This window comes from Kitasatospora sp. NPDC028961, assembly GCF_055564815.1.
The window spans coordinates 233,121-254,659 of sequence record NZ_JBVHVO010000010.1 but is presented as its reverse complement, the minus strand read 5'-3'; the positions used below and the strand labels follow the sequence as shown (position 1 = coordinate 254,659).

The window sequence follows — 21,539 nt, the reverse complement described above, 5'->3', positions numbered from 1 at the left end:
TCCGGGGCCGGCGGCCCGGCACGCCGAGGGGGTGTGCCGGGCCGCCGGCCCGCGGCCGGGTCAGGAGGAGGTGACCCAAGCCGCGCAGGACGGCGGTGTGTTCGGCGGGCAGAGGAGGCGCACGTTCTGGACCGTGGTGAGCGGGCCGGCCGAGCGGGTGGTGCCGTTCGAGCAGCTGACGTCGCGCTCTGCACGGGGGCCGGGGACGCCGGGCGCGCCTCGGCGGCCGGACACCGAGTTGCTCTTCAAGAGCCGCCGGGTCGTCCCCGGCAGGCTGCTGGAGGCCGGCTTCGGCTTCGAGCACCCGCACTGGCCGGAGACCGCCGCCGACCTGGTACGACGGATCCGCGCCGCCTAACGCGGCCGGCCCGGCCGCCCGGCGCGCCGCCGCGCGGACCGCGCAGCGGATCTCGGGGCACGCAGGCCCGGGGGCCCGACCGCTGTGGTCGGCCCCCGGGGCGCGACTCCCCCGCCGGAGCCGAGGCGGGAGTCGGCGGTCGGCTACCGGTCGAAGTGGTGCCGGTGTTCGGCCAGGAAGGCGTCGAGGGTGCGGGGCGAGCGGCCGAGGACGTCGGCGACGGTGCTGGTGGGTGTCTCGGGGCGGGCGACGGCCAGTCGCTGGATCTCCACGACGTGGTCGGCGAGCCAGTCGGGCATGCCGGCCCGGTGGACGAGGTTGTCGCGCATCTCGTCCGGGGCGAGGTCGACGTACCGGATCAGGCGGCCGGTCACCGCGGTCAGCCGGGCGGCGAGGTCGGGGTGGGAGACGGCTTCCGGTCCGGTCAGGGTGTAGGTGCCGCCCGCGAGGTGGCGGCGGGTGAGTACGGCGGCCGCGACGTCGCCGATGTCGCGGCTGTCGACGTAGTTGCAGGGCGCCTCCCCCATCGCGCCGAGGACGACCCCCTCGGCCACGGCGGGCGCCAGGCGCAGGAGGTTCTGCATGAACGCGTAGGGCCGCAGGACGGTGCCGGTGAGTCCGGAGGCGCGCAGGTGTGCCTCGACGGCGTGGTGTCCGCGGGATATCGCGACGGGCGAGTCCGGCTCGGCGGCCGGGGCGGAGACCTTGACGACGTGTCCGATGCCGCTGACCACGGCGATGTCGATGACGCGGGTTTCGAGCGCGACCTGCGCGGGACTGTTGGCCATGGCGAGGAAGAGCTGGTCGGCGCCCTCGAAGGCGGCGCGCAGCGAGTCGGGGTCGCCGGCGTCGGCGTACCGGACCTCGACGAGCCGGTCGTGCCGCGGGCCGGCGGTGCCGGGGAGCGGCCGCTGCGGGGTGCGGGTGAGGGCGCGCACGGGTACGGCGAGTGCGCGGAGGCTGTGGAGCAGGGCGGTTCCGGTGGTTCCGGTCGCTCCCATGACAACGATCATCGGGTGTCCTCACATACCTGGTGTGTTCCGCGGCGGCGGGTGCCGCCGGGTGCGGTGACGGCCGGGGCCCGGGCTACGGCCGGGCCTACGGTCGGATGTACGGCCGGGGCCGGGGCTACGGCCGGGGCTTCGCGACGGTGCCGCGCCAGCGCAGGGTGACGATGGTGGTGGCGAGCACGGCGGAGACGGGCAGGTCGATGCGCAGCCGCCGCAGCCAGGGGGCGGCGGGAAGCGCGGTGTGCGCCGGCAGCCATGCGGCGACGAACCACCCCAGCCCCGCCGCCACGCCGGCGGTCGCGACGACGAGCAGCACGGTCAGCACGAGCCGCGGCAGGGCGAGGGTCCAGCGCCGTGGCCGCCCGCCGTGCCGAAGCCAGGCGCCGACCAGGAGCGCCACCACGGCGGAGGTGCCGGCGATGGAGGTGACGGCCGCCACCGTGAGGTCCGCCTGACCGGTGACCACCCCCGCGGTACCGGCCATCAACGCGGGAGCGGCGTAGGCGGTCAGCACCTCGCGCCACAGGACGAACGGCCGGGCGGCCGCCCGGCTCGGGGCGGTTCGGTCCTTCGTTGCGGGCATGTCGGCCTCTTCTTCTCGTTCGGGTTCCGAAAGGCGAAAGGGTTCGACCGGGCGGCCGGACGGGCCCACCCCGGACAGATAATTAGTTGGCTAATTACTACTTCGTGAAAAGGGCTCCCGTCCACGGGACGGGAGCCCGGGCCGGCCCACGGCCGGGGTCGGCCGAATGGGCCGGGTCAGTCGAATGGGCCGGGGTCAGTCGGCGGTCAGCGCCGAACTGCCGCGCACGACGCGGGAGAGCAGGTCCAGGAACACCGTGCGTTCCTCGACGGTGAGCCCGCCCACCATCGCCTCCAGTCGCCCGAAGTGCTCGGGCGCCATGTAGCGAAGGCGCTGCGCACCGCGCGCGGTCAGGACCGCCACCGTGCCGCGCCCGTCATCGGTGGACGGGCGCCTGGCGACCAGGCCCTCGCGTTCGAGTCCGTCGAGCAGGCCGGTGACCGTGGCCCTGGAGACGTCGAGATCGGCCGCCAGCTGCGAGGGGGACTTCTCTCCCCCGTGACCTTCGAGGTCGGAGAGCAGGCGGTAGCGGCCCGTCGAGAGCCCGAACCTGGCGAAGTGCGCCTCGGCCGCCCGGCCGACTCTCGCGCCCGCGGAGATCAGTCGCACCGCGACCAGCACCGCCTGCGGATCGACCTCCAGCCCGTAGTGCCGCAGCTGCCATCCGGCCTGCTCCAGCGTGGGCTGCTCACCGTCGCCACCGTCCCTCGTCATGCAGATAATATGGCAGCTAATGACTTGGCCCGTCAAGGAGCCGCCGGCATTCACCGAAAGGCGCCACCCGACGGCCGGAACCCCGGAGTGACGGCAGGACGCGTGGCGGGAGGGTGAACCGCGCTCCCGCCCCACCGGCGGGGGCCACCGCCCGGGTATGTGTCGCGGAATGTCCGACCGTCAGGACGGCGCCGGTACCCGGCCCAGAACAGGTGGATCCATGAGTTCGACCCCCAGAAGTCGGCGCGTCCGGGCCGCGGCCCTCCTCACCAGCCTCGCGACCGTGCTGGTCCCCGCACTGACGCTCGGCACCGCCGCGCCGGCCGCCGCGCACGGCGACGAGCTGAGCGCCGAGATCCGGGCCATCATGGCCAAGCCCGGCTACGAGCACGCCCAGTGGGGACTGCTGGAGCGGGACGGCACCACCGGCGAGGTCATCCACTCCCAGTTCCCCGACCAGTTCTTCCTCCCCGGCTCGACGGCCAAGCTGCTCAGCGTCTCGGGCGCCTGGCACGCGCTGGGCGGGGACCACGAGTTCACCACCCCCGTGCAGGCCGTCGGGCAGCAGAACGGTTCGGCCCTGGACGGCAACCTGGTCCTGATCGGCCAGGGCGACCTCACCATGGGTGGCCGCACCGCGCCGGACGGCTCGGTCTCCTACACCCCGATCGACCACACCTACGCCAACGACGTGCCCGGCGCGACCCTCACCCCCGAGGACCCGCTGGCCGGGCTCGACCTGATCGCCCGGCAGGTGCGCGATGCCGGGCTGACCCGGATCGACGGCGACGTCGCCGTCGACACCCGGCTCTTCAGCTCCTTCCCCGGCCTGGACCCGACTCCCACCCCGCTGATCGTCAACGACAACGTCATCGACCTGCTGACCACCCCGACCGCCCCGGGCCAGAGCGCGCAGCTGACCTGGCGTCCCCAGGTCGCGCCGTACCAGGTCGAGTCGACGGTGCGGACGGTCGCGGCGGGCAGTCCGACCGACCTGACGGTCTCCGCCTCCCCCGACGGCACCCGGATCACCGTCTCCGGCACGATCGCGGCCGACGCCCCGCCCACCCTGCGGATCTCCCCGGTGCAGGACCCGGCCGCGTTCGGGCGCACCGCCCTGATCGAGGCGCTCGGCCGCGCGGGCGTCACGGTCACCGCCGCGCCGACCGGGCCGAACCCGACCGACAAGGTGCCGGACTCCTACGACGGCACCCGGCGGGTGGCCGCCTACGTCTCCCCGGTCTACGCGAAGTACGCCAAGCTGATCCTCAAGGTCAGCCACAACCTCGGCGCCAACCTCGCCATCTGCCTGATGGCCGTGACCGCGGGCAGCCACCAGTGCGAGGACGGCCTCCCCGTCCTCAACGAGTTCCTGCGCGGGGCCGGGATCGACCCGACCCAGGCCCAACTCCTCGACGGCCGCGGCGGAAACCCGGTCGACCGGGTCACCCCGAGGATCGAGACTGACATCCTCAATTACTGGCAGACCACCCCGGAGGCGACCCGCTTCCGCGACGCGCTGCCGATCCTCGGCGTGGACGGCTCGCTGGCCGGCGCGTGCGCCGGCTGCCCCACCTGCCCCGGCAAGGGCAAGGTCTGGGCCAAGCCCGGCAGCGTGGTCGGCGAGGACGGGCTCAACCAGCGGCTCGCCGTCGGCGCCCAGACCCTGGGCGGCTACCTCGACGCGGGCCACGGGCGGCTGAACACCTTCTACCTGGCCGTGAACGGCGCGTCCGCGCCCGACATCGAGGGCTTCCTCGACGAGATCAACGACCTGTCCCGGATCGCGGGCCTGCTGCAGCAGGAGGCCGAGGCACGCAACGGCTGAGGCCCGAGGCCGTTCGACGGGCCCGGCCGGACGGTGACCGGCGGGGGTACGGCCGCAGCCGGGGCGAACCCCGGCCCGTGCCCCCACCCGGGCACCTCCGGGGTGGGGGTCAGGGCCGGGCCTCGCGGCGACAGATCCGGTCGTGCTGGCGGATGCCGATCAGGGCGGCTTCGAGGCGTGAGGCCACCCCGAGCTTGCCCAGCAGCCCGGAGACGTGCTTCTTGACGGTGCGTTCGGTGATGCCCAGGCGGCGGCCGATCGGGATGTTGCCCAGCCCCGTGGAGAGGAGCAGCAGCACGGCGCACTCCCGGTCGGTGAGGACGGAGAGGTCGCGCGGCGCCTGGGACACCGCCGGGGCGCCGCCTTCGCAGGTGCAGGGAGTAGTGGTGCGGCGGGCGTCGACGGGCATGGAAACGGTGGGTCCGTTCATCGGGGGTCGCTGTCGCAGAGGTGGTCGAGGGCCTGCCGGAGCAGGGGTTCGTGGCGGTACGGGGTCAGGCTCCGGCGGTAGCCGAGTACCAGGCCGGGGGGCAGGACGCCGGTGAGGTCGGCGGCCCGGTGGGCGATGTGGGCGGCGTCGTCGAACCGGCCGAGCGCGAGCTGGGTGTCGAGGGCGTAGAGCAGCCAGAGTCCGGTGTAGGGGGACGGGGTGGGGCGGGAGGTGGCGGTCAGGGCCCCCACAAGATCGGCGAAGTGCGGGCCGGCCCGGTGGTACTGGCCCAGGGCGGTCCAGACCGCGGCCCGGGTGACGGTCGCGTAGCGGCGGTAGGCGTCGGCGTCGAGCTCGGCGCCGTCGCCGTCGCCGTCGCCGTCGCGCCCGCCGGAGCCGGCCAGGACCTCGGCCGCCCGGTCCACCGACCTGGCGGCCGCGTCGGCCCGGCCGTGGCAGGCGAGCGCGAAGGCCTCGTGGTGGTGCAACCCGATCGCGGCCGACGGGGCCGGGCGCGGGTCCGCGGTGCGGGCGGCATGGACCAGCATGAGGGCGTCGCCCGGATCTCCGGCGACCAGGTGGTGGCGCGAGAGCTGGGTCATGGCGACCGCCGTGAGAGCGGGGTCGCCCGCCGCCGCAGCGGCCCGGAGGGCGGTGAGGTTGTGGCGCTCGGCCCGGGTCACCTCGCCGAGGGCCCCGCTGAGCCAGGCGCACAGCAGGGCGGTGCGGGCCGCCAGTCCCAGGAGCCGGCGGTCGGGGCCGCCCTCGGAGAGCAGGCCTATGAGCAGCCGGTATTCGGTGTGGGCCGCGCCGTACAGCCCCGCGGCCGGGATGACGGTGCCGGTCTCGTGCGCCTCCAGGGCCGTGATCCGGGCTTCGGCCCAGTCCAGGCGCTCGGAGTACGGGGACGGTCCGCGACGAACCGGTCGGCGCCGGAGGTCGGACAGCTGCGACAGTGCCGAGTGCAGTTGCGCCACGAGCGCGGATCCCTGGAGCGCGAAGGCGGGCGGGCGCGGAGCGTCGGGCAGGTACCGGGCGCTGCGGAGCGTGTGTACGGCGCCGTCCTCGGTGTACGGCTCGCCCAGCAGGGCGGCGTCGCCGGTGGCCAGGTGCAGCCAGAAGGGCCACCCCAGCCGGCAGACCTCGCGCGCCGGGACACCGTGGAGGCGCGCCATGGCCAGCTGGGCGCTGTGCTCGGGCACGGTACGGCCGGACTCCCAGCGCGACACCTTCTCCCGGCGGCAGGCCATCTGGCCGAGGCCGAGCGCGATGTGCGTCTGCGCCACGAGGAGGGCGTACTCCGGTTGGGAGAGCCCTTTCGCCGCCCGCAGCAGGGTGAGGGGGTGTGCCATGGGAGAGCCTTGGGTTTCAGGACGGTGCCGGGAGAGGGTCTTCCGGTGCGGTTCCAGATCCTAGGAAGCCCCTTCAGGCTGTGCCAGGCTTCGAGGCACCCCCCTGGGCACGCCCGTAGGGGTTGCCCTCCGGGGAGGACTCTGCTGCCGCTTCCTCCGCAGGTGATCGGCCCGGCGGGACGGGCCGCAGGGTGGTGGGGTCGGCGATCAGCCAGGCGGTGTCCTTGTCCTCGCCCCACCGTACGTTCGCGATCCAGGGCAGCTCCGGGCCCGGGCGGCGACGGGCGGTGACCAGGCAGGAGCGCCAGTGGCCGCCGACCCGCGCCCAGGCCAGGCGCCAGCACCGGTCGGCGCCGTCCTCGGCGGGCGTGCCGGCCAGCTCGGCGGGCACCGCCACCGCGTCCCGCCACCGGCCGAGGAACGGCGCGGCCGCGGGAGGCGCGTCCTGCGGCTCGGGCAGCGGCCGGACGGTCTCCTCCGTGTACAGGAACCAGCCCCAGGGCTGTGGGCTGTCCGTGTCGGGCGCCCAGCGCACATGGACCACCCAGCAGGCGGCGCCGGGCGGGCGCCGCCACACGGTGAGCATCCCCGGGCGCCACTCCCCGCCGAGCCGGATCTCCACCAGCCGCCACCGCCGCACGTCCCGGGACGCTCCGGGCAGGGTCATCAGCTCGCGCGGCGCCCGCTCGGCATCGCCGGGCCGCTCGGGCGGGCGGACGGGGCGGGAGAACGGAACGGCCGAGGTCATGAACCCATTATTCGATTGTTTGTTCGAGTGATCAAACGTCAGCTGCGCGGGCCGCCGGATGGGGGCCCGGTGCCGACGCGCGACATCTGTCCCGTGCGCGAGCTGGTGGTCACCACGATCCACACAGCCGATCCATGGTTCCTGAGTCGTGACGCGCTGGTTGGAACCTGGTCACGAGAGTGGGAACCGGTCCGACCGTCGCCGACGCGGAAGCGGTCCGGACGTGGCTCGCCCGGACGGTGAACCGACCGCGGCTCCGGATTCCGGCTCCCGTCGCCGGCGGCCGGGTCAGCGGCGGCTCTCGATCCGCAGGTCGCCCGTGGTCACCCGACGGATGGGCTCGCTCACCAGCAGCTCGTGCGGCTGGCCGAGGGCGATCGCGCCCGCCGCGTCGAGCCGGGCCAGCTGGGCGTCCGTCAGCTCGACCGCCAGGGCGCCCAGGTTGTCCTCCAACTGGGCGCAGGTGCGGGCGCCGAGCAGCGTGCTCGTCACGCCCGGGTTCCGCAGCGTCCAGGCCAGCGCCACCTGGGCCGGAGTGTGCCCCACCTCGTCGGCCACCTCCCGGACCACCCCGGCCACGCCGAGGCTGCGTTCGGTGAGGGTTCCCAGGGCGAGGTTGTGGCTCCGGCGGGTGCTCCCGTCGGGGCCGGCGCCCGTCGCGCCCACGTCGTCCCGGCCGTACTTGCCGCTGAGCACCCCGCCGCCGAGCGGCGAGTACGGGACCACGCCCAGGCCCAGCTCCCGGGCCATCGGGATCAGGTCGCGCTCCGCGGTGCGTTCGATCAAGCTGTACTCGACCTGCAGCGCGACCAGCGGCGACCAGCCGCGCAGGTCCGCGATCGCCTGCATCCGGGACACCTGCCAGGCCGGCGTATTGGAGATCGCCACGTACAGCACCTTGCCCTGCCGGACCAGGTCGTCCAGGCCGCGCAGCACCTCCTCCACCGAGGTCCGGAAGTCCCAGACGTGCAGGTACAGCAGGTCGAGGTAGTCGGTGCCGAGCCGCCGCAGGCTGCCCTCCACCGAGCCGAACAGCGCCTTGCGGTGCCCGCCCCCGGAGTTCGGGTCGCCGGGGCGGCGCAGGGTCGAGTACTTGGTCGCCAGCACCAGGCGTTCGCGCTCCTCCTGGGCGAACTCGCCCAGCAGGCGCTCGGAGCTGCCGTCGGTGTAGGTGTCGGCGGTGTCGAGGAGGTTGCCGCCGAGCCCGACGTAGCGGTCGAACAGCTTGCGGGCCTCGGCCCGTTCCGCGCCCCATCCCCATTCGGTGCCGAAGGTCGCGGTGCCCAGGGCCAGCGGTGAGACCCGCAGTCCCGAGCGGCCCAGCAGCCGGTAGTCGTCGAGGGCCAGTGCCATCGGGTTCTCCTGTGTTCGCGTGTGGTCGTGTTCCCTTGCCGGGACCGAGTCTGTAGCGACGGCGGGGTCCCGGATAAGGGAGGGACTTTCCTGGGAAGACCGGTCCCACCCTGGCGGTTGGACCGGTCATGACGACCCGCACCATGGACACCACCGAGGAACTGGCCGCCTTCCTGCGCAGCAGGCGCGAACGGCTGGACCCGGACCGGCTGGGCCTGCCCGCGCACCGGCGGACCCGGCGAACGCCCGGACTGCGCCGCGAGGAGGTCGCCGAGCTGGCCGGAGTCAGCACCGACTACGTGGTGCGGCTGGAGCAGGGCCGGGGGCTTCGGCCCTCCGCGGAGGTGCTGGCGGCGCTGGCCCGGGCCCTGCGGCTGGCACCCGGCGAACGCGACTACCTCTTCGACCTGGCCGGACGGCGCCGCCCCGGCACCACCGGCGGGCCGGCCGCTGGTCCGGCGCCGTCGCTGGCCCACCTGGTCGACGACCTCTCCCCGCTGCCCGCCGCGCTGCTGGACCACCGCTACGACCTGCTGGCCTGGAACCCCGAAATGGCCCGGCTGCTACCGGAGTTCGACGCCGTTCCGCCGGAGCGGCGGAACGCGATGTGGCTCTGCCTGCTGCACCCGCCGATGCGCGGCTTCTACGCCGACCGCGAGAGGGTGCTGCGGGACGGCGTCGCCCATCTGCGCGCGGCCTGGGCCGCCCACCCGCAGGACCGGGCACTGGCCGCGCTGATCGCCGAATTCACCGCGCAGGACGAGGACTTCGCCCGGCTCTGGGCCGAGCGGGAGGTCCGCGTCAACGGCCGCGGTCGCAAGCTGCTGCGGCACCCGGCCGTCGGGACGATCGCCGTCGACTTCGAGGTCCTGCTCCCGCTGGAGGACCCGGAGCTCCGGCTTCTGGTCTACCGCGGCGCGGACGACGAGAGCCGCGCGGCGCTGCACCGGCTGTGCGGCGGTGACGGGCGCCAGGAAGGCTGACAACTCACGGCCGGTGGCAGGAAGCGTGACCACTTGCGCTGGATGGTGTCGACGCCGAGGTGGGTGAGGACGCCGTGCCCGCCGTTCTTCCCCCCGGACGTGCAAGGTGACCCTGGACAAGCGCCGCCTGCGCCGCACCTTCGGGCCCGGGCTACCGGAGGGTCGGGGCCGCACCTTCGGGCCCGGGCTACCGGAAGAGCGGGGCCGCACCTTCGGGCCCGGGCTACCGGAAGAGCGGGGCCGCACCTTCGGGCCCGGACTACCGGAGGATCGGGGCCGCACCTTCGGGCCCGGGCTACCGGAGGGTCGGGGCCGCACCTTCGGGCCCGGGCTACCGGAAGAGCGGCGCGACCGTGATCACTCCCGTCCGGATCTCCCCCGCCGTGCGGACGGGCCCGCTGTTCGGCGGGGAGGTCTCCGTGCACAGCCCGGACGGCCGGCACGGAGGCCACACCCGGCAGCCGTTCGACGTCGAGGTCGTCGAACGGCTGCCGACGGAGGACCGCTACGAGCGCCGGGCCCGCCGCGTCACCGGCGCAGTTGCGCGTTGAGCCGGGCGGCCTGCCGGGTGAGGTGGTCGCGTTCGGGGAGGGTGGGCGCCGACCGGGCGGCCTGGGCGTAGAGCCGTGCCGCGGTCGCCGGATCACCGTCGCGCTCGTGCAGGTACGCCGCGACGGCGGTGTACCGCGGCAGGGCGGGGTCGAGCTCCGCCAGGGCGGCCAGCCCCGCCCGGGCTCCGTCGGCCTCGCCCACCGCGACGGCCCGGTTGAGGCGTGCCACCGGGCTGTCGGTGAGCCGCACCAGCTCGTCGTACCACTCGACGATCTGCACCCAGTCGGTCTCCTCGGTGGTCCGGGCGTCGGCGTGGAGCGCGGCGACGGCCGCCTGGGCCTGGAACTCGCCCAGGCGGTCGCGGGCGAGGGCGGCCTGGAGCACGTCGACGCCCTCGGTGATCAGCCGGGTGTCCCACAGGCCGCGGTCCTGCTCGGCGAGGGGCACGAGCCTGCCGTCCGGGCTGGTCCGGGCCGGGCGCCGGGCGTGGTGGAGCAGCATCAGCGCCAACAGGCCCGCGACCTCCACGTGGTCGGTGCCGGCCGCCAGTTGGCGGGTCAGCCGGATCGCCTCGGCCGCGAGGTCGATGTCCCCGGAGTACCCCTCGTTGAAGACCAGGTAGAGCACCCGCAGCACGGTGGCGACGTCACCGGGCCGGTCGAAGCGGACGCCGGAGACGGTCCGCTTGGCCCGGCTGATCCGCTGGGCCATGGTCGCCTCCGGCACGAGGTAGGCCTGCGCGATCTGCCGCGTGGTCAGGCCGCCGACCGCGCGCAGGGTCAGCGCGACGGCGGAGCCCGGCGTCAGGGACGGGTGCGCACACAGGAAGTACAGCTGGAGCGTGTCGTCCACCGCCTCGCCCCGGTCGGGCACGGGCTCGGCCTCGACCAGGTCCTCGCGCCGCCGCCGGGAGGTGTCGGCCCGGACGGCGTCGAGGTACTTGCGCCAGGCCACCGTGACCAGCCAGCCCTTCGGGTCGCGCGGCGGGTCGTCCGGCCACCTGCGCACGGCCTCGACCAGAGCCTCCTGTACGGCGTCCTCGGCCGCCGCGAAGTCCGCTCCGCGACGGACCAGGACACCGATCACCGCGGGCACCAGGGCCCGGAGCAGTGCTTCGTTCACTCGGTGGCCGGGCACTTCTCGCCGTAGAACGGGCGCACCTCGAGCCACTCGTGGATCGGCTTGCCCCCCGCCCCCGGGGCCGCCGACAGCTCGCCGGCCAGCTCGACCGCGCGCTCGTAGGTCTCCACGTCGATCACCATCCAGCCGGCGATCAGGTCCTTGGTCTCCGCGAACGGACCGTCGGTGACCGGGGGCCGCCCCTCGCCGTCGTAGCGGACGAACGTGCCCTCCGGGGAGAGCGCCTGGCTGTCGACGAACTCGCCGGTGCCCTCCAGCCGGGCGGCGAAGTCACGCATGTACTGCACGTGGGCCGTCACCTCCTCCGGCTCCCACTGGTCCATCGGCACGTCGTTGACCGCCGCCGGCGCGCCCCGGTAGTGCTTGAGCAGCAGGTACTTGGCCATGATGTTCTCCTTGGTGAGGTACGGCCCATTGTGGCCGTCTTCACCCCTGGGACGGAGCCGGGCGCGGCTTCTCGACATCCCTTCGCGAACTTTCTTCCACGGATTTCGGGGCCACCGTGCTCCGGCCGGGGATCGTCCGGTGCTCGGCGTCGCCGTGGTCGACGGTGTGACGGAAGGACCGGTCCGGGCAGCGGCACCGTGAGGCGTCGGACGCGTCAGACGGGTCCGGCGGGTCCGACGCGGGCGGGTCGGTCGGGTCCATCGGGGAGACAGATGTCCGGGTCACGGCTTTCCGTCGTGAACCGCTCGAATGGCCGCCTTTGCAGATCCGTTTCTGCAGATTCTCCGTCACTACGCTGACGTCACATCAATTCTGCAGGTATCAGCGAGTACCGCACTGAAAGGGCCATTCCGCATGCGTCTCCGCAAAGCCCTGTTCGCCGTCGTCGGCGCCGCCGTCCTCACCGTCGGCGCCCCCAGCCCTGCCCACGCGGCGGAGGGTGACTTCCTCTACAAGGTCGGCCGAGGAGTTCCGACCGGACTCGCCGACCCGGAGAGCAGGAAGTGCATCGACCTGCCCCACACCACCGAGGAACACCCGGGCTTCGCACCGGAGAACTTCACCACGTCGACGGCCACGGTCTTCCTCGAGTTCGGCTGCAATGGTGACGTCTTCTTCGTCATGCACCCGGGCAAGAAGTTCGGCGACCGACTGAAGGTCCGCTCGGTGATCTTCTCCTGAGCCGTCGGGACCCTTGAGCGTCGGCCATGGCCGCTGGTCCCGCCCACCTGGCGGGACCAGCCGCAGTAGCGCGTCGAGTGGCTTGTCCCGAGGGCGTTCGGGCATGCCGGTTCATGCCGGTTCATATCGGGGCGGGGAAGGAGGCGGGCGGAGCCCCCTCCCGGAGCACTGCCCGCCTCACCTCCGTTCCCGCACCCACCGCCGTACGGCTCCCGGCCGAACGCGCTCCTGGCACGCATGCGGTCCGGAGCACCGTCGGGTCGGACCGGCCGGGCGCCGCCCCCTCCTCCGGGGCTCAGCGCTCGCAGGCGACGCCGTCGCCGTCGGCGTCGAGCCCGGCGCGGTAGCCCGGGTCGCCCCGGTGCAGCGGTGCGGCGCCGGCGGCCTTCGCGGCGGCGCAGTTCTTGTAGTAGGCCGCCGCCGGGGCCTGGGTGGTGGGTTCCGGCTCGCTGGTGGGGGGCTTCGGGGTGGTCACCGGCGGCTTGGTCTCCGGGACCGGCGGCTTCGGCGGAGCCGGGGCGGCGGCGGGGGTGCTGGGCGCGACCGGGACGGGCGCGGGTGCCGGGGGCACCGGGGGCGCGGTGGTCGGTACCGGGCTGGGTGCGGCGGGCGGCTCGGTGGCGGCGGGTTCGGGCGCGGCCGGGGCGGGCGGGGTGGTGGGCGCCGGCGGGGTGGTCCCGGCGGGCGGGGTGGTGGGCTCGGCCGGGGCCGGGGCGGAGCTCAGCGGGGCCGGGGGCTTGCTGTTCTGCTCGGCCTTGGAGTCGCCGGAGGCGCCGATCAGGATCAGCAGCCAGACGGCGGCCAGCACGGTGACGGCGAGCTTCGCGCCCTTGGTGAGCCGCTTGGAGCGCCACGCCCACAGTGCGCCGAGCGGCGGGAGCAGCCAGAGGGCGAGCACCCGCAGGGCTATCTGCCCCTTGGTGCGCGGGGGCACGGGCGCCGCGGCGGGCGCGGGGGTGTGGGCATGGGTCGAATTCACGCGGATTCCCCGGGTCAAGATCACAGGTGGTAGGCGCACATTCTGCCGCAACCGTGAACGGCTTCGACCGGTATTCCACACATCGGGCACCCCGGCCCCGGGAGTGGGCCCCGGGGCGGGGCGCTCCGTCAGTTGGCCACCCACCCGGCCGCCCGCCCGCCCTCCGCTTACGATTCGGCGGAGGTCCGGCGGGCGGCCGCCTCGTCCCGCAGCACGCTGTAGCGGATGCTGTCGCGCCACTGCCCGTCGCGGAACACCACGTTGCGCAGCACGCCCTCCTGGGTGAACCCGGCCTTCTCCAGCGCGCGTTGCTCGGCGAAGTTCTCCGTCTCGGTGTCGGCCTCCACCCGCGCGACCGGCGAGTACGCGAACAGGTAGTCCACCAGCAGGATCTGGGCCCGAGTCCCGATGCCCCGCCCTCGCGATCCGGGGAGTAGCTGGATGCCCATGCTCCAGTAGTACGAGCGCGGCACGACGTCCACCCGCCGCCAGCCGACGAACCCGTGGAACTCGCCGCCGGCCGCGACGGCCAGCTGTCCGCGGTCCTCGCCCAGCAGCCGGTTCTCGGCCCACCGCCGCCGCCAGGACCCGGGGTCGGTCCAGCCGAACCACTGGAACGTCCCGACCGCCTCCGGGTTCTGGACCAGTTCCTCCAGGGTGCCCAGCTCGCTCTCGGCCACGGGGCGCAGTGTCACATTGTCATATGGCATGCGGTGAAGTGTAGTTTCGGCCATCGGGGGCCGGAGAGGATTTTCACCGCAGGGTGGGCGGGGGCGGCGGAGCCCGCACCTGCTCCGTTTCGCTGTGGGGAAAGTCCGCCCCGGTCCGGAGCGACGATCCGTACAGTCCGATCCCATGACGATGGTCACCACACGCACGGTCACCTATCCCGCCGACGGCCTGACGATGGCCGGGCACCTCGCGCTTCCCGCCGGGGTCGACCGCCGGCCCGCCGTCCTGATCGGCCCCGAGGGGCCGGGCCTGAACGACTTCCAGCGCCGCCGGGCCGACGCCCTCGCCGAACTGGGCTACGTGGCACTCGCCTTCGACCTCCACGGCGGCGGACACTGGTTCACCGACCCGCAGGAGATGCTGGCCCGCGTGATGCCGCTGCTCGCCGACCCCGGCCGGATGCGGGGCATCGGCCACGCGGCCCTCGATGTGCTGCGTGCCGAACCGCGGACCGACCCCGACCGGATCGCCGCGATCGGCTACGGAACCGGGGGCGCGATCGCGCTGGAACTCGGACGCGACGGTGTCGACCTGCGGGCGATCGGAACGGTCAACGCACTGACCACGGGCCGCCCGGGCGAGGCCGCGCGGATCCGATGCCCCGTGTGGGCCGGGGTCGGCTCGGAGGACCCGATCATGGCCGCCGGACAACGGGACGCCTTCGCCGCCGAGATGCAGGCCGCCGGCGTCGACTGGCGCCTGGTGGTCTACGGCGGGGCCCTGCACGCCTTCCACCACCCGCCGGTCGACCAGAGCGTGGTCCCCGGCGTCGGCCACCACCCGCAGCACGCGCGGCGGGCCTGGCGCGACATCGTCGGCCTGCTCGCCGAGTGCCTGCCCATGACGGAGTGAGCGGGCCGACCGTGACGGGCCCGCGGGGCTGTCCGGACAGGTCGTCGCCCCTAGGACCAGGAGACCTGGGCCCGTGTACCGGCCGAACGGACATCCACCAGATCGAACCCGTCATGCCGGCGGATCACATGACGGATGCCCTCCGAGGCCGAACTGCGGACGAACCCCACCCATCCGACGCCGGTCGCCTTCCGGAGGAGCCACTCCACCGCCTCCATCACCACCCCGAACTCGTCCTCGTGAACACCGGTGCGAAGGGTGAGCGCCCACGGGGCGCTCCCCTCGGGGTCCGCCCGATCGACGGCACGGACCAGCAACGCGGTGTCCGCACCGGCGAACGAGTGGCTCGCCGAGCCGCCGTCGAAGACCGGCCACGGCTCGTGGCCGGAGTCCTCCCAGTCGACGGCAGCATGCGTCCCCGGTGCCCGGTCGGCCTGACCCAGGAGCCATCTCACCTCCTGTACGACCGACGCCGGGAGGTCCGACGGGAGATCCACAGCCAGGAACAGGTCGTAGTAGTCGCTCACCCCCCGAACCTAGCCCCCGCCACCGACACTCCCGGCTGTCGGACCGCACGGACCTGGGCCCCCGGGCGAGCGGATGGGCCGGCAGGTCACCCGCTCGGATGGAGTATCGTCCGGTGATCGCACCGGTTCGAGCGGTCCGTACCGGTCGGCGGTCCGCACCGGTCGGCGCCCGGGCCCGGTCGGCGAGCGTACCGGCCGTACCACCGAGGAGAACCGTGACCCTGCGCCCACCCGCTCTCGCCCGCGGCCGGGCGGCGGCCCTGCTCGCCGCGACCTTCCTGGCGTTGAGCGGCTGTACGAGTCCCGGCGGAGGCAGCGGGCCGGAGGCGGCGCCGACGCCGGCCGGGCCGACGCTCGCGGGGCCCGGCCGGCTGGTGGTCGCCCGCTGCGAGCGGTGGGCCGCGCCGTCGCCGACCACGGCGGACGGCAAGGTGCACGTGGGGACCGTCACCGCCCACGCGGCCACCGACGGCAGGGAGGAAGCCCGCCGGGTCGCCACCCTGCCGGACCTGGCCACCAGTGCCACGCTCTGCGACCCGACCCTGACCACAGCCGTCTCGGCGACCGCCGACCGGCAGGCGTTCAACGCCGACTTCTCGCTGATCGCCGGCACCGTGGCACCGAACTCGGGGGCGATGAAGCGGGCGGCCGCCTTCACCCTGCCCGGCGGACGGGCAGCCTCCACCGCGCCGGCCGACGGGCCGGGCGAGGATCGCCGACCGCTGTTCCAGGAGGGCACCTCCGTCCTCTGGTACGAGACCGCAGGCCGGCAGCTGACCAGCCGTGACCTCGCCGTACGCGGCGCCGAGCCCGCGCCCCGGGGCACGGCCCCCGGCGAGGACTTCGCCCTGGACGGCGACCGCCCGTGGCCGGCTCGCCCGTTCGGCACCAAGCCCGAGGGAGTCTCGGTCGCCCCCGGCGGCACGGCAGTGGCCGGGTACACCCAGCAGAACGCGGTGCTGTGGCGCGGCGACCAGGTCACCGGAAGCACCCTTGGCGTCGTCGAACCGCTGCTGCTCGGGACGCCCGCCGGACCGGGCCACCAGGTCGTGCCGGGTTCGGCGGGCGTACCCAGCGGCTGCGTTCCCAGGCTCTGGCTCGACGGCGGCCATCTGCTCTGCGGGACATGCGACAACCTCTACCGCGTCGGGTTCGCAGCCGACTTCAGCCGGGTCGAGGGCGTGGACGCACTGCTCCCGCCCGAGAAGCGCTTCGTCTCGGGAGCGGTGCTCTCCCCCGACGGCAAGGCGCTCGCCTACCTGTCCGCCGACGACGGGAACGAGTCCATCCACCGGGTCGACCTGGTGCCGGACGCCGTCCCGGTCAAACTGGCCGACCTGCCCCCGACCGCCCCCGCCACGGACGACCCCGAGAACGGCTTGCCGCACCTGGTGGCCTGGCTGTGAACCGGGACAACCGAGATCCTCAGCAGCCAAGGAACGGGATGAAACGGATTCAGCGGGTCACCGGCACGGTCGTCGGCTCGGCGGTGGGTGACGCGCTCGGAGCCCCGTTCGAGTTCGGCCCCCGCGGCGCCTTCTCCGCGCGGTTCCCCGTACCCGGTGACGGTGTCAGCGCCGGTGGCGCTGGCGAGATGTGCGGAGGTGGCGGCTGGGATCCGGGTGAGGCGACCGACGACACCCAGATGGCCGTGCTGGTGGCGGAGTCGCTGCTGCAGCGCGGTGGACTGGACCTGCCGGACATCTTCGGCCGCTTCCAGCGGTGGGCGGCGTCCGATCCCAAGGACATCGGCCTGCAGACCGAGGACGTCCTCACCAACGGCATGGCCTGGGACATGGCCGCCGCGATCCACTTCCAGGTGAATCTGCGGGCGGCGGGCAACGGATCGCTGATGCGGGCCTCGACCTCCGCGGTGCACTTCGCCGGTGCCGGACGGGCGGCCACCATGGACGCCGCCCGGCGCATCGCCGCCCTCACCCACGGCGACCGGGCCGCCTGGGAAGGCACCGCGATCTTCCACGAACTCGTCCGCCTCACCCTGGAGGGCGAGGACGCCCTCGGCGCGCTCCCGGAGATCCTGGACCTCGTCGATCCCGATCACCGGCCGCGCTACGCGACGGTCCTCGATCCCGGCTGGGATCCGGACCGGGCGACCGAGTTCAACGGCGCCGTCTGGCCCTGCCTGGGATCCGCGGTCTGGGCGCTGCGCACCACCACGAGCTTCGAGAGCGCGGTACGCGCGGCCGTCGACCTGGGCGGCGACACGGACACCGTCGCCGCGGTCACCGGCGGGCTCGCGGGCGCCCGCTACGGGCTGGACGCGATCCCTGCCCGGTGGACCGCACCGCTGCACGTCCCGCTGCCGGGTTCCGGCGGACGGGTCCTGCTGCTGCCCGACCTTGTCGACCTGGCGCGCCGCCTCGGGGGGTGACCTCGCCCGAGTGCCCCCGGGGTCCCGGTCGTGCCCGCGGCGCGCACCCGGGACCCCGGCGCACTCACCCGCCAGGGGGAGGGAGATCGTTCCGGCGGCTGACGGCGCACCGCCACGGACGGTGCACCGTGGGGAACATGACGAGTGCCGAACGGACGATGAGGGCGCTCCCGAGCGACGCGGCGACCCGCAGGCGGTGATCGCCACCCAGCCCAGCCGCCCCGCAGTCGACCGACCGGGCATGTGCGAGGACACCGGCGAGCCCCACCCGGACGGCCCGCCGACCGCCCCGGCGCGCGCCGTGCCGGGCGTGTACGCGGTGGTGGCGGTCGGCGGCACGGCGCGCGCCCCCGTCACGCACGACAGCGGGACCAGGGCGGCCCTCGAACCGTAGGCGGCGCGGCGGCGTCGGGCCGGGGGGAAGGGACCTCCGGTCCGGCCGGCATCGATCGCCTGACACGCCGTCGGCCTCGTCCGGTGTCCGCAGTCCGGTGTTCGCAGTCCGGTGTTCGCAGTCCGGTCCGCGGGAGTGTGCGGTGTGACCCCGTCGACGAAGGGAGGCCGGCGTGCGGGCACTGGCGATCACCGAGGCGCCGTCCGTCCTCGGGCTGCGCCGAACCCCTCGGCGAGGCGGCCTCGATGGACCTCGCTCTGGCCACCGGCCGCGGCCCGCGATTCTCCCGGGACGAACGGCCCGGTGCTCGGATCAGAGCAGCTCTGATCATTCGATCTTCAGGTTATAGTGCGCACGTCAAAACGCACGGGCAGGCCTCTGCGGGGCCGCCCTGACGTCGGATCACCTCCGCCGTCCCGAGGCAGGAACCGATACGACGTTGCCCAGAACGCGAGTTGCCGTCCCGGTCACGGCGCGGAGAGTCGAACTCACCCGCCCGGACACGGTGCACGGATCCGCGTTCCGCCGCCCACTCGCGGGCGGGGCTCCTCGGTTCCCCGTTGCGGCCCGCGGCCCCGGTCGCCGGAGACCCCGCCGCCGCCCGGCCCCCGCCTGAGAGCGAAGTCGGCCGCTCACCCCTTACGTCACCGTCACTCGGCGCTCCTCGGGCGCCCGCGCTCTCCGAGAGGTCCGCCCCGCCATGGTCGACCCCCGCTTCAGCATCCTGTCCGAGGACCTCGCCGCCAAGCACGCCCCCGTCACCACCGCAGACGGTACGCACACCACGGACCACCGCCGACACGAGGAAAGAGGAGCCGCCATGGCAACCGTCGGAGAGCGGCTGAGCAGCGCCCGGGTCCAGGCCTTCATCGGCCGCGACGAGGAACTCGACCACTTCGCGCGCGCCCTGGCCGGGGACCCGCAGGCGCCGTTCGCGTTCTACCTGTCCGGTCCGGGCGGCATCGGCAAGTCGACGCTGCTGCGCCGTCTCACGGACCACGCCCGCACGGCGGGACGGCCCCTGCTGGAGCTGGACGGCCGCTTCGTCAGCCGGGACCCGGCCGACTTCGAGCGCGTCGCCGCCTCCTTTCTGACCGTCCCCGGCACGGTGCTGTTCCTCGACTCCTTCGAGCACTGCCAGTGGCTGGAGAGCTGGCTGTGGCAGCGCTTCCTGCCCCGCGCCGCCGCCGACACCCTGGTGGTGCTGGCGGGCCGCCTCGCGCCCCAGCCGCAGTGGGCGGCCGATCCCGCCTGGGCCGGACTCCTCCACGTCAGTGAGCTGGGGCAGTTCACCGAGGAACAGGCCCGGAGCCTGCTCACCACCGCGCAGGTCCTGCCCGAACTGCGGGAGCGGGTGCTCCGCTTCGCCGGCGGCAACCCGCTGGCGCTCTCCCTGGCGGCCGCGTCCGGCATGGCGGACTGGACGAGGGAGGAGGTCTGGGCGCCCTCGGCGGATGTCCTGCGCACCCTGCTGTCGGGCCTGATCGGCGAGGTGCCGACGGCGGCCCACCGCCGCGCGCTGGAGCTGGCCGCCCAGGCCTACTCAACCTCCGAGGAGCTGCTCGCCGCCGTCCTGCCCGAGGAGGACGCCCACCCGCTCTTCACCTGGCTGCGCGACCTGCCGTTCATGGAGTCCACCCACCGCGGGCTCCACCCGCACGACGCCGCCCGCGAGACGCTGGCCGCCGACCTCCGCTGGCGGGCCCCCAACGCCTTCGTGACGATGCGCCGGCGGCTGGCCGAGGAGTACCTGCGCATCCTGCGGGAGGCCCCGGAGGAGCGGGTCTGGACCGTCACCGACGAGCTGTTCTACCTCTTCCGCGAGGGGGAGATGGTCGCCCGCCTGCGCACCTTCTCCCGCGAGGACGAGGTGCACGACCGGCCCCTCCACCCGGACGACCTCGACACGGTGCTGCGGATGGCCGAGCAGACCGAGGGCCCGGCCTCCGCGGAGCTCGTCCGCTACTGGGCGCGGCGCCAGCCGCAGGCCTTCAGCGTCTACCGCCTGGTGAGCACGGGCCGCATCGTGGCCTTCACGGCCCGCCTCGCCCTGCCCGCCCCCGCCGACCCGGAGGACCTGGCCGCCGACCCGGTCGTGGCGGCCGCCTGGGAGTACGCCGAGGCCGCCGGGCCGGTCCGGCCCGGCGAGCACATCGGCGTCAGCCGCTTCTCGGTCTACCCCGAGCGGTACCAGGTGCCCTCGCGCGTCATCGACCTCAGCAGCTCCCGCGCCCAGGCGGAGTCCGCCCGCGCCCGCGGCCGCGCCTACGGCTTCGCCGTCTGGCGGGACGCCGAGACGTGGTCGGCGCGCGTCAAGGGCAGCCTCGCCGACACCGGCGCCCGGCCGCGGGTCGGCGAGCACACCTACGGCCTGTTCGCGGTCGACTGGCGCCAGGTGCCCGTCGAGACCTGGCTCCGCCACTTCATAGCGGCCACCGCCGTGCCCACCCGGGCCGGGCCGTCGGGCGTCTCGCGCGCCGCGTTCGACCAGGCCGTCCGCGATGCCCTGACGCACTGGCGCGACGCGGGCGCCTTCGCCGCCTGCGCGCTGCTCCGCACCCGCCTGGCGGCCGACTTCGGCGAGCCCGTCGAGGAGTTGCGCGCGCTGCTGCGCGGGAGCGTCGACGACCTCGCCCGCGATCCGCGCGGTGTCCGCGCCCGCGACGCCGTGACCGCGGGCTACTTCTCCGGTGCGCCCACCCAGGAGGCCGCCGCCCGCCGGCTCGGCCTCCCCTACGGCACCTACCGGCGCCATCTGCGGCAGGGGCTGGACCTGCTCAGTGAAGCACTGTGGCGGCTGGAGCTGCACGGTCCCGGTCCCGAGTGAGGCGGCGCGAGCGCACGCGTGTGCCGGCCGTCCCCCTCCCGGCACCGGCAGAAAGCGGCTGGTCACGGGCGCCGGACTGTGGTTCCATGCCGCGATGAGGAGTGAGAGCGGGTCCGGCCCGGGCACCGCCCCGGGGGTGCGGTGTCGTGACGACCGTGACCTCGGTGCGTGCGTGCGGGTCCTGGCGGAGGTCCATGCGCGGGACGGCTACCCGGTGAACTGGCCCGAGGCGCCGACGTCATGGCTCACGCCGCCCGCGCTCATCGGCTCGTGGGTGGCGGAGCTGGACGGCCGGATCGCCGGCCATGTCGTCCTGGCCCGCAGCGGTGCGGACGACGCGGCGCCGGGGCTCTGGAGCGCTCGGGCGGGGGTGGGCGTCGACGGGACGGCGGTGGTCAGCCGGCTGTTCGTCGCCCCGTCCGCCCGTGGCCGCGGGATCGGCGCGCTGCTGATGGCGCGGGCGGCCGAGGAGGCCCGGGCCCGCGCGCTGCACCCGGTGCTCGACGTGGTGGCGTCCGACACCGCCGCGGCCGCGCTCTACGAACGCCTCGGCTGGCGGCTGCTGGCCACCGTCGAACAGCGCTGGAGCCCGGAGCAGCTGGTCGCCGTCCGCTGCTACGCCGCCCCGTAGCGCGCGGCGACGGCGGACGCTCCGCC

At 74.5% G+C, this 21,539-nt stretch carries 22 protein-coding genes and 1 pseudogene; 11 read left to right on the top strand and 12 right to left on the bottom strand.

Annotated elements, in window-relative coordinates; all coding sequences use genetic code 11:
- Window positions 1-223: 223 nt before the first annotated feature.
- Window positions 224-349: pseudogene (locus ACZ4UX_RS20620) on the top strand (DUF1731 domain-containing protein); the annotation flags it as partial.
- A gap of 152 nt (window positions 350-501) precedes the next feature.
- Here the strand turns inward: ACZ4UX_RS20620 and ACZ4UX_RS20615 are convergent.
- The 3 genes from ACZ4UX_RS20615 to ACZ4UX_RS20605 form a co-directional block, all read right to left on the bottom strand.
- Window positions 502-1,359 carry an SDR family oxidoreductase gene (locus ACZ4UX_RS20615; RefSeq protein ID WP_465707719.1) on the bottom strand — a complete coding sequence of 286 codons (858 nt, stop codon included), beginning with the start codon at window positions 1,357-1,359 and terminating at the stop codon, window positions 502-504.
- Between the two features lie 127 nt (window positions 1,360-1,486).
- On the bottom strand, window positions 1,487-1,951 hold the full coding sequence (locus ACZ4UX_RS20610; RefSeq protein ID WP_465707718.1) for a hypothetical protein: 465 nt from the start codon (window positions 1,949-1,951) through the stop codon (window positions 1,487-1,489).
- Between the two features lie 195 nt (window positions 1,952-2,146).
- On the bottom strand, window positions 2,147-2,665 hold the full coding sequence (locus tag ACZ4UX_RS20605; RefSeq protein WP_465707717.1) for a MarR family winged helix-turn-helix transcriptional regulator: 519 nt from the start codon (window positions 2,663-2,665) through the stop codon (window positions 2,147-2,149).
- A gap of 220 nt (window positions 2,666-2,885) precedes the next feature.
- On the opposite strand from ACZ4UX_RS20605, the gene dacB reads away from it, so the two are divergent.
- Window positions 2,886-4,493: a D-alanyl-D-alanine carboxypeptidase/D-alanyl-D-alanine endopeptidase gene (gene dacB, locus ACZ4UX_RS20600; protein WP_465707716.1), complete on the top strand. Its 1,608-nt coding sequence runs from the start codon at window positions 2,886-2,888 to the stop codon at window positions 4,491-4,493.
- A gap of 109 nt (window positions 4,494-4,602) precedes the next feature.
- Here the strand turns inward: dacB and ACZ4UX_RS20595 are convergent, their stop codons facing one another.
- The 4 genes from ACZ4UX_RS20595 to ACZ4UX_RS20580 all read right to left on the bottom strand — a co-directional run bounded on the left by ACZ4UX_RS20595 (window position 4,603) and on the right by ACZ4UX_RS20580 (window position 8,376).
- Window positions 4,603-4,902, bottom strand: a complete 300-nt coding sequence (locus tag ACZ4UX_RS20595) for a response regulator transcription factor (RefSeq protein ID WP_465707715.1) — start codon at window positions 4,900-4,902, stop codon at window positions 4,603-4,605.
- 17 nt (window positions 4,903-4,919) lie between these two features.
- Window positions 4,920-6,275 (bottom strand): hypothetical protein, encoded by a 1,356-nt coding sequence (locus ACZ4UX_RS20590; RefSeq protein ID WP_465707714.1) that lies wholly within the window; start codon window positions 6,273-6,275, stop codon window positions 4,920-4,922.
- Between the two features lie 73 nt (window positions 6,276-6,348).
- The gene (locus ACZ4UX_RS20585; protein WP_465707713.1) at window positions 6,349-7,023 is read right to left on the bottom strand and encodes a hypothetical protein; all 675 of its coding nucleotides are present in this window, start codon (window positions 7,021-7,023) and stop codon (window positions 6,349-6,351) included.
- Window positions 7,024-7,311: 288 nt separating this feature from the next.
- A complete protein-coding gene (locus ACZ4UX_RS20580) occupies window positions 7,312-8,376 on the bottom strand; it encodes an aldo/keto reductase (protein ID WP_465707712.1) in 1,065 nt (354 codons plus the stop codon).
- A 128-nt stretch (window positions 8,377-8,504) separates the two neighbouring features.
- Here ACZ4UX_RS20580 and ACZ4UX_RS20575 point away from each other — a divergent pair, with 128 nt between their 5' ends.
- Both ACZ4UX_RS20575 and ACZ4UX_RS20570 read left to right on the top strand, forming a co-directional pair.
- Window positions 8,505-9,359 carry a helix-turn-helix domain-containing protein gene (locus ACZ4UX_RS20575; protein WP_465707711.1) on the top strand — a complete coding sequence of 285 codons (855 nt, stop codon included), beginning with the start codon at window positions 8,505-8,507 and terminating at the stop codon, window positions 9,357-9,359.
- Between the two features lie 353 nt (window positions 9,360-9,712).
- Window positions 9,713-9,910 carry a hypothetical protein gene (locus ACZ4UX_RS20570; RefSeq protein ID WP_465707710.1) on the top strand — a complete coding sequence of 66 codons (198 nt, stop codon included), beginning with the start codon at window positions 9,713-9,715 and terminating at the stop codon, window positions 9,908-9,910.
- Here the strand turns inward: ACZ4UX_RS20570 and ACZ4UX_RS20565 are convergent.
- Both ACZ4UX_RS20565 and ACZ4UX_RS20560 read right to left on the bottom strand, forming a co-directional pair.
- Window positions 9,888-11,033, bottom strand: coding sequence for an RNA polymerase sigma factor (locus ACZ4UX_RS20565; RefSeq protein WP_465707709.1), 1,146 nt, complete (start codon window positions 11,031-11,033; stop codon window positions 9,888-9,890). The two genes, ACZ4UX_RS20570 and ACZ4UX_RS20565, sit on opposite strands and share 23 nt — an antisense overlap.
- On the bottom strand, window positions 11,030-11,437 hold the full coding sequence (locus tag ACZ4UX_RS20560) for a YciI family protein (RefSeq protein WP_465707708.1): 408 nt from the start codon (window positions 11,435-11,437) through the stop codon (window positions 11,030-11,032). The genes ACZ4UX_RS20565 and ACZ4UX_RS20560 overlap by 4 nt, the downstream gene beginning before the upstream one ends.
- Before the next feature lie 415 nt (window positions 11,438-11,852).
- Between ACZ4UX_RS20560 and ACZ4UX_RS20555 the strand changes: the two genes are divergently transcribed.
- Entirely contained in the window at window positions 11,853-12,179 is a 327-nt protein-coding gene (locus ACZ4UX_RS20555) for a hypothetical protein (RefSeq protein WP_465707707.1), read from the top strand.
- A 295-nt stretch (window positions 12,180-12,474) separates the two neighbouring features.
- Here ACZ4UX_RS20555 and ACZ4UX_RS20550 read toward each other — a convergent pair whose 3' ends face one another.
- Both ACZ4UX_RS20550 and ACZ4UX_RS20545 read right to left on the bottom strand, forming a co-directional pair.
- Window positions 12,475-13,158, bottom strand: a complete 684-nt coding sequence (locus ACZ4UX_RS20550) for an excalibur calcium-binding domain-containing protein (RefSeq protein WP_465707706.1) — start codon at window positions 13,156-13,158, stop codon at window positions 12,475-12,477.
- A gap of 167 nt (window positions 13,159-13,325) precedes the next feature.
- The gene (locus ACZ4UX_RS20545; RefSeq protein ID WP_465707705.1) at window positions 13,326-13,868 is read right to left on the bottom strand and encodes a GNAT family N-acetyltransferase; all 543 of its coding nucleotides are present in this window, start codon (window positions 13,866-13,868) and stop codon (window positions 13,326-13,328) included.
- Between the two features lie 145 nt (window positions 13,869-14,013).
- Here ACZ4UX_RS20545 and ACZ4UX_RS20540 point away from each other — a divergent pair, with 145 nt between their 5' ends.
- Window positions 14,014-14,742: a dienelactone hydrolase family protein gene (locus ACZ4UX_RS20540; RefSeq protein WP_465707704.1), complete on the top strand. Its 729-nt coding sequence runs from the start codon at window positions 14,014-14,016 to the stop codon at window positions 14,740-14,742.
- Window positions 14,743-14,792: 50 nt separating this feature from the next.
- Here ACZ4UX_RS20540 and ACZ4UX_RS20535 read toward each other — a convergent pair whose 3' ends face one another.
- Complete coding sequence (locus ACZ4UX_RS20535) at window positions 14,793-15,269, bottom strand: hypothetical protein (protein ID WP_465707703.1); 477 nt, start codon at window positions 15,267-15,269, stop codon at window positions 14,793-14,795.
- 215 nt (window positions 15,270-15,484) lie between these two features.
- On the opposite strand from ACZ4UX_RS20535, the gene ACZ4UX_RS20530 reads away from it, so the two are divergent.
- From ACZ4UX_RS20530 to ACZ4UX_RS20510, 5 genes are all read left to right on the top strand, one after another.
- A complete protein-coding gene (locus tag ACZ4UX_RS20530) occupies window positions 15,485-16,675 on the top strand; it encodes a hypothetical protein (RefSeq protein WP_465707702.1) in 1,191 nt (396 codons plus the stop codon).
- Between the two features lie 38 nt (window positions 16,676-16,713).
- Window positions 16,714-17,661 (top strand): ADP-ribosylglycohydrolase family protein, encoded by a 948-nt coding sequence (locus tag ACZ4UX_RS20525; RefSeq protein WP_465707701.1) that lies wholly within the window; start codon window positions 16,714-16,716, stop codon window positions 17,659-17,661.
- 241 nt (window positions 17,662-17,902) lie between these two features.
- A complete protein-coding gene (locus ACZ4UX_RS20520) occupies window positions 17,903-18,055 on the top strand; it encodes a hypothetical protein (protein ID WP_465707700.1) in 153 nt (50 codons plus the stop codon).
- Window positions 18,056-18,875: 820 nt separating this feature from the next.
- A complete protein-coding gene (locus ACZ4UX_RS20515; protein ID WP_465707699.1) occupies window positions 18,876-20,882 on the top strand; it encodes an ATP-binding protein in 2,007 nt (668 codons plus the stop codon).
- A 94-nt stretch (window positions 20,883-20,976) separates the two neighbouring features.
- Entirely contained in the window at window positions 20,977-21,513 is a 537-nt protein-coding gene (locus ACZ4UX_RS20510) for a GNAT family N-acetyltransferase (RefSeq protein ID WP_465707698.1), read from the top strand.
- Window positions 21,514-21,539 lie beyond the last annotated feature (26 nt).

Excerpts from the sequence above, each read along its gene's own strand:
- ACZ4UX_RS20615 (WP_465707719.1), bottom strand. The coding sequence starts at position 1,359 with ATGGGAGCGACCGGAACCACCGGAACCGCCCTGCTCCACAGCCTCCGC.
- ACZ4UX_RS20610 (WP_465707718.1), bottom strand. The coding sequence starts at position 1,951 with ATGCCCGCAACGAAGGACCGAACCGCCCCGAGCCGGGCGGCCGCCCGG.
- ACZ4UX_RS20605 (WP_465707717.1), bottom strand. The coding sequence starts at position 2,665 with ATGACGAGGGACGGTGGCGACGGTGAGCAGCCCACGCTGGAGCAGGCC.
- dacB (WP_465707716.1), top strand. The coding sequence starts at position 2,886 with ATGAGTTCGACCCCCAGAAGTCGGCGCGTCCGGGCCGCGGCCCTCCTC.
- ACZ4UX_RS20595 (WP_465707715.1), bottom strand. The coding sequence starts at position 4,902 with ATGCCCGTCGACGCCCGCCGCACCACTACTCCCTGCACCTGCGAAGGC.
- ACZ4UX_RS20590 (WP_465707714.1), bottom strand. The coding sequence starts at position 6,275 with ATGGCACACCCCCTCACCCTGCTGCGGGCGGCGAAAGGGCTCTCCCAA.
- ACZ4UX_RS20585 (WP_465707713.1), bottom strand. The coding sequence starts at position 7,023 with ATGACCTCGGCCGTTCCGTTCTCCCGCCCCGTCCGCCCGCCCGAGCGG.
- ACZ4UX_RS20580 (WP_465707712.1), bottom strand. The coding sequence starts at position 8,376 with ATGGCACTGGCCCTCGACGACTACCGGCTGCTGGGCCGCTCGGGACTG.
- ACZ4UX_RS20575 (WP_465707711.1), top strand. The coding sequence starts at position 8,505 with ATGACGACCCGCACCATGGACACCACCGAGGAACTGGCCGCCTTCCTG.
- ACZ4UX_RS20560 (WP_465707708.1), bottom strand. The coding sequence starts at position 11,437 with ATGGCCAAGTACCTGCTGCTCAAGCACTACCGGGGCGCGCCGGCGGCG.
- ACZ4UX_RS20555 (WP_465707707.1), top strand. The coding sequence starts at position 11,853 with ATGCGTCTCCGCAAAGCCCTGTTCGCCGTCGTCGGCGCCGCCGTCCTC.
- ACZ4UX_RS20545 (WP_465707705.1), bottom strand. The coding sequence starts at position 13,868 with ATGCCATATGACAATGTGACACTGCGCCCCGTGGCCGAGAGCGAGCTG.
- ACZ4UX_RS20540 (WP_465707704.1), top strand. The coding sequence starts at position 14,014 with ATGACGATGGTCACCACACGCACGGTCACCTATCCCGCCGACGGCCTG.
- ACZ4UX_RS20525 (WP_465707701.1), top strand. The coding sequence starts at position 16,714 with ATGAAACGGATTCAGCGGGTCACCGGCACGGTCGTCGGCTCGGCGGTG.
- ACZ4UX_RS20520 (WP_465707700.1), top strand. The coding sequence starts at position 17,903 with ATGTGCGAGGACACCGGCGAGCCCCACCCGGACGGCCCGCCGACCGCC.
- ACZ4UX_RS20515 (WP_465707699.1), top strand. The coding sequence starts at position 18,876 with ATGGCAACCGTCGGAGAGCGGCTGAGCAGCGCCCGGGTCCAGGCCTTC.
- ACZ4UX_RS20510 (WP_465707698.1), top strand. The coding sequence starts at position 20,977 with ATGAGGAGTGAGAGCGGGTCCGGCCCGGGCACCGCCCCGGGGGTGCGG.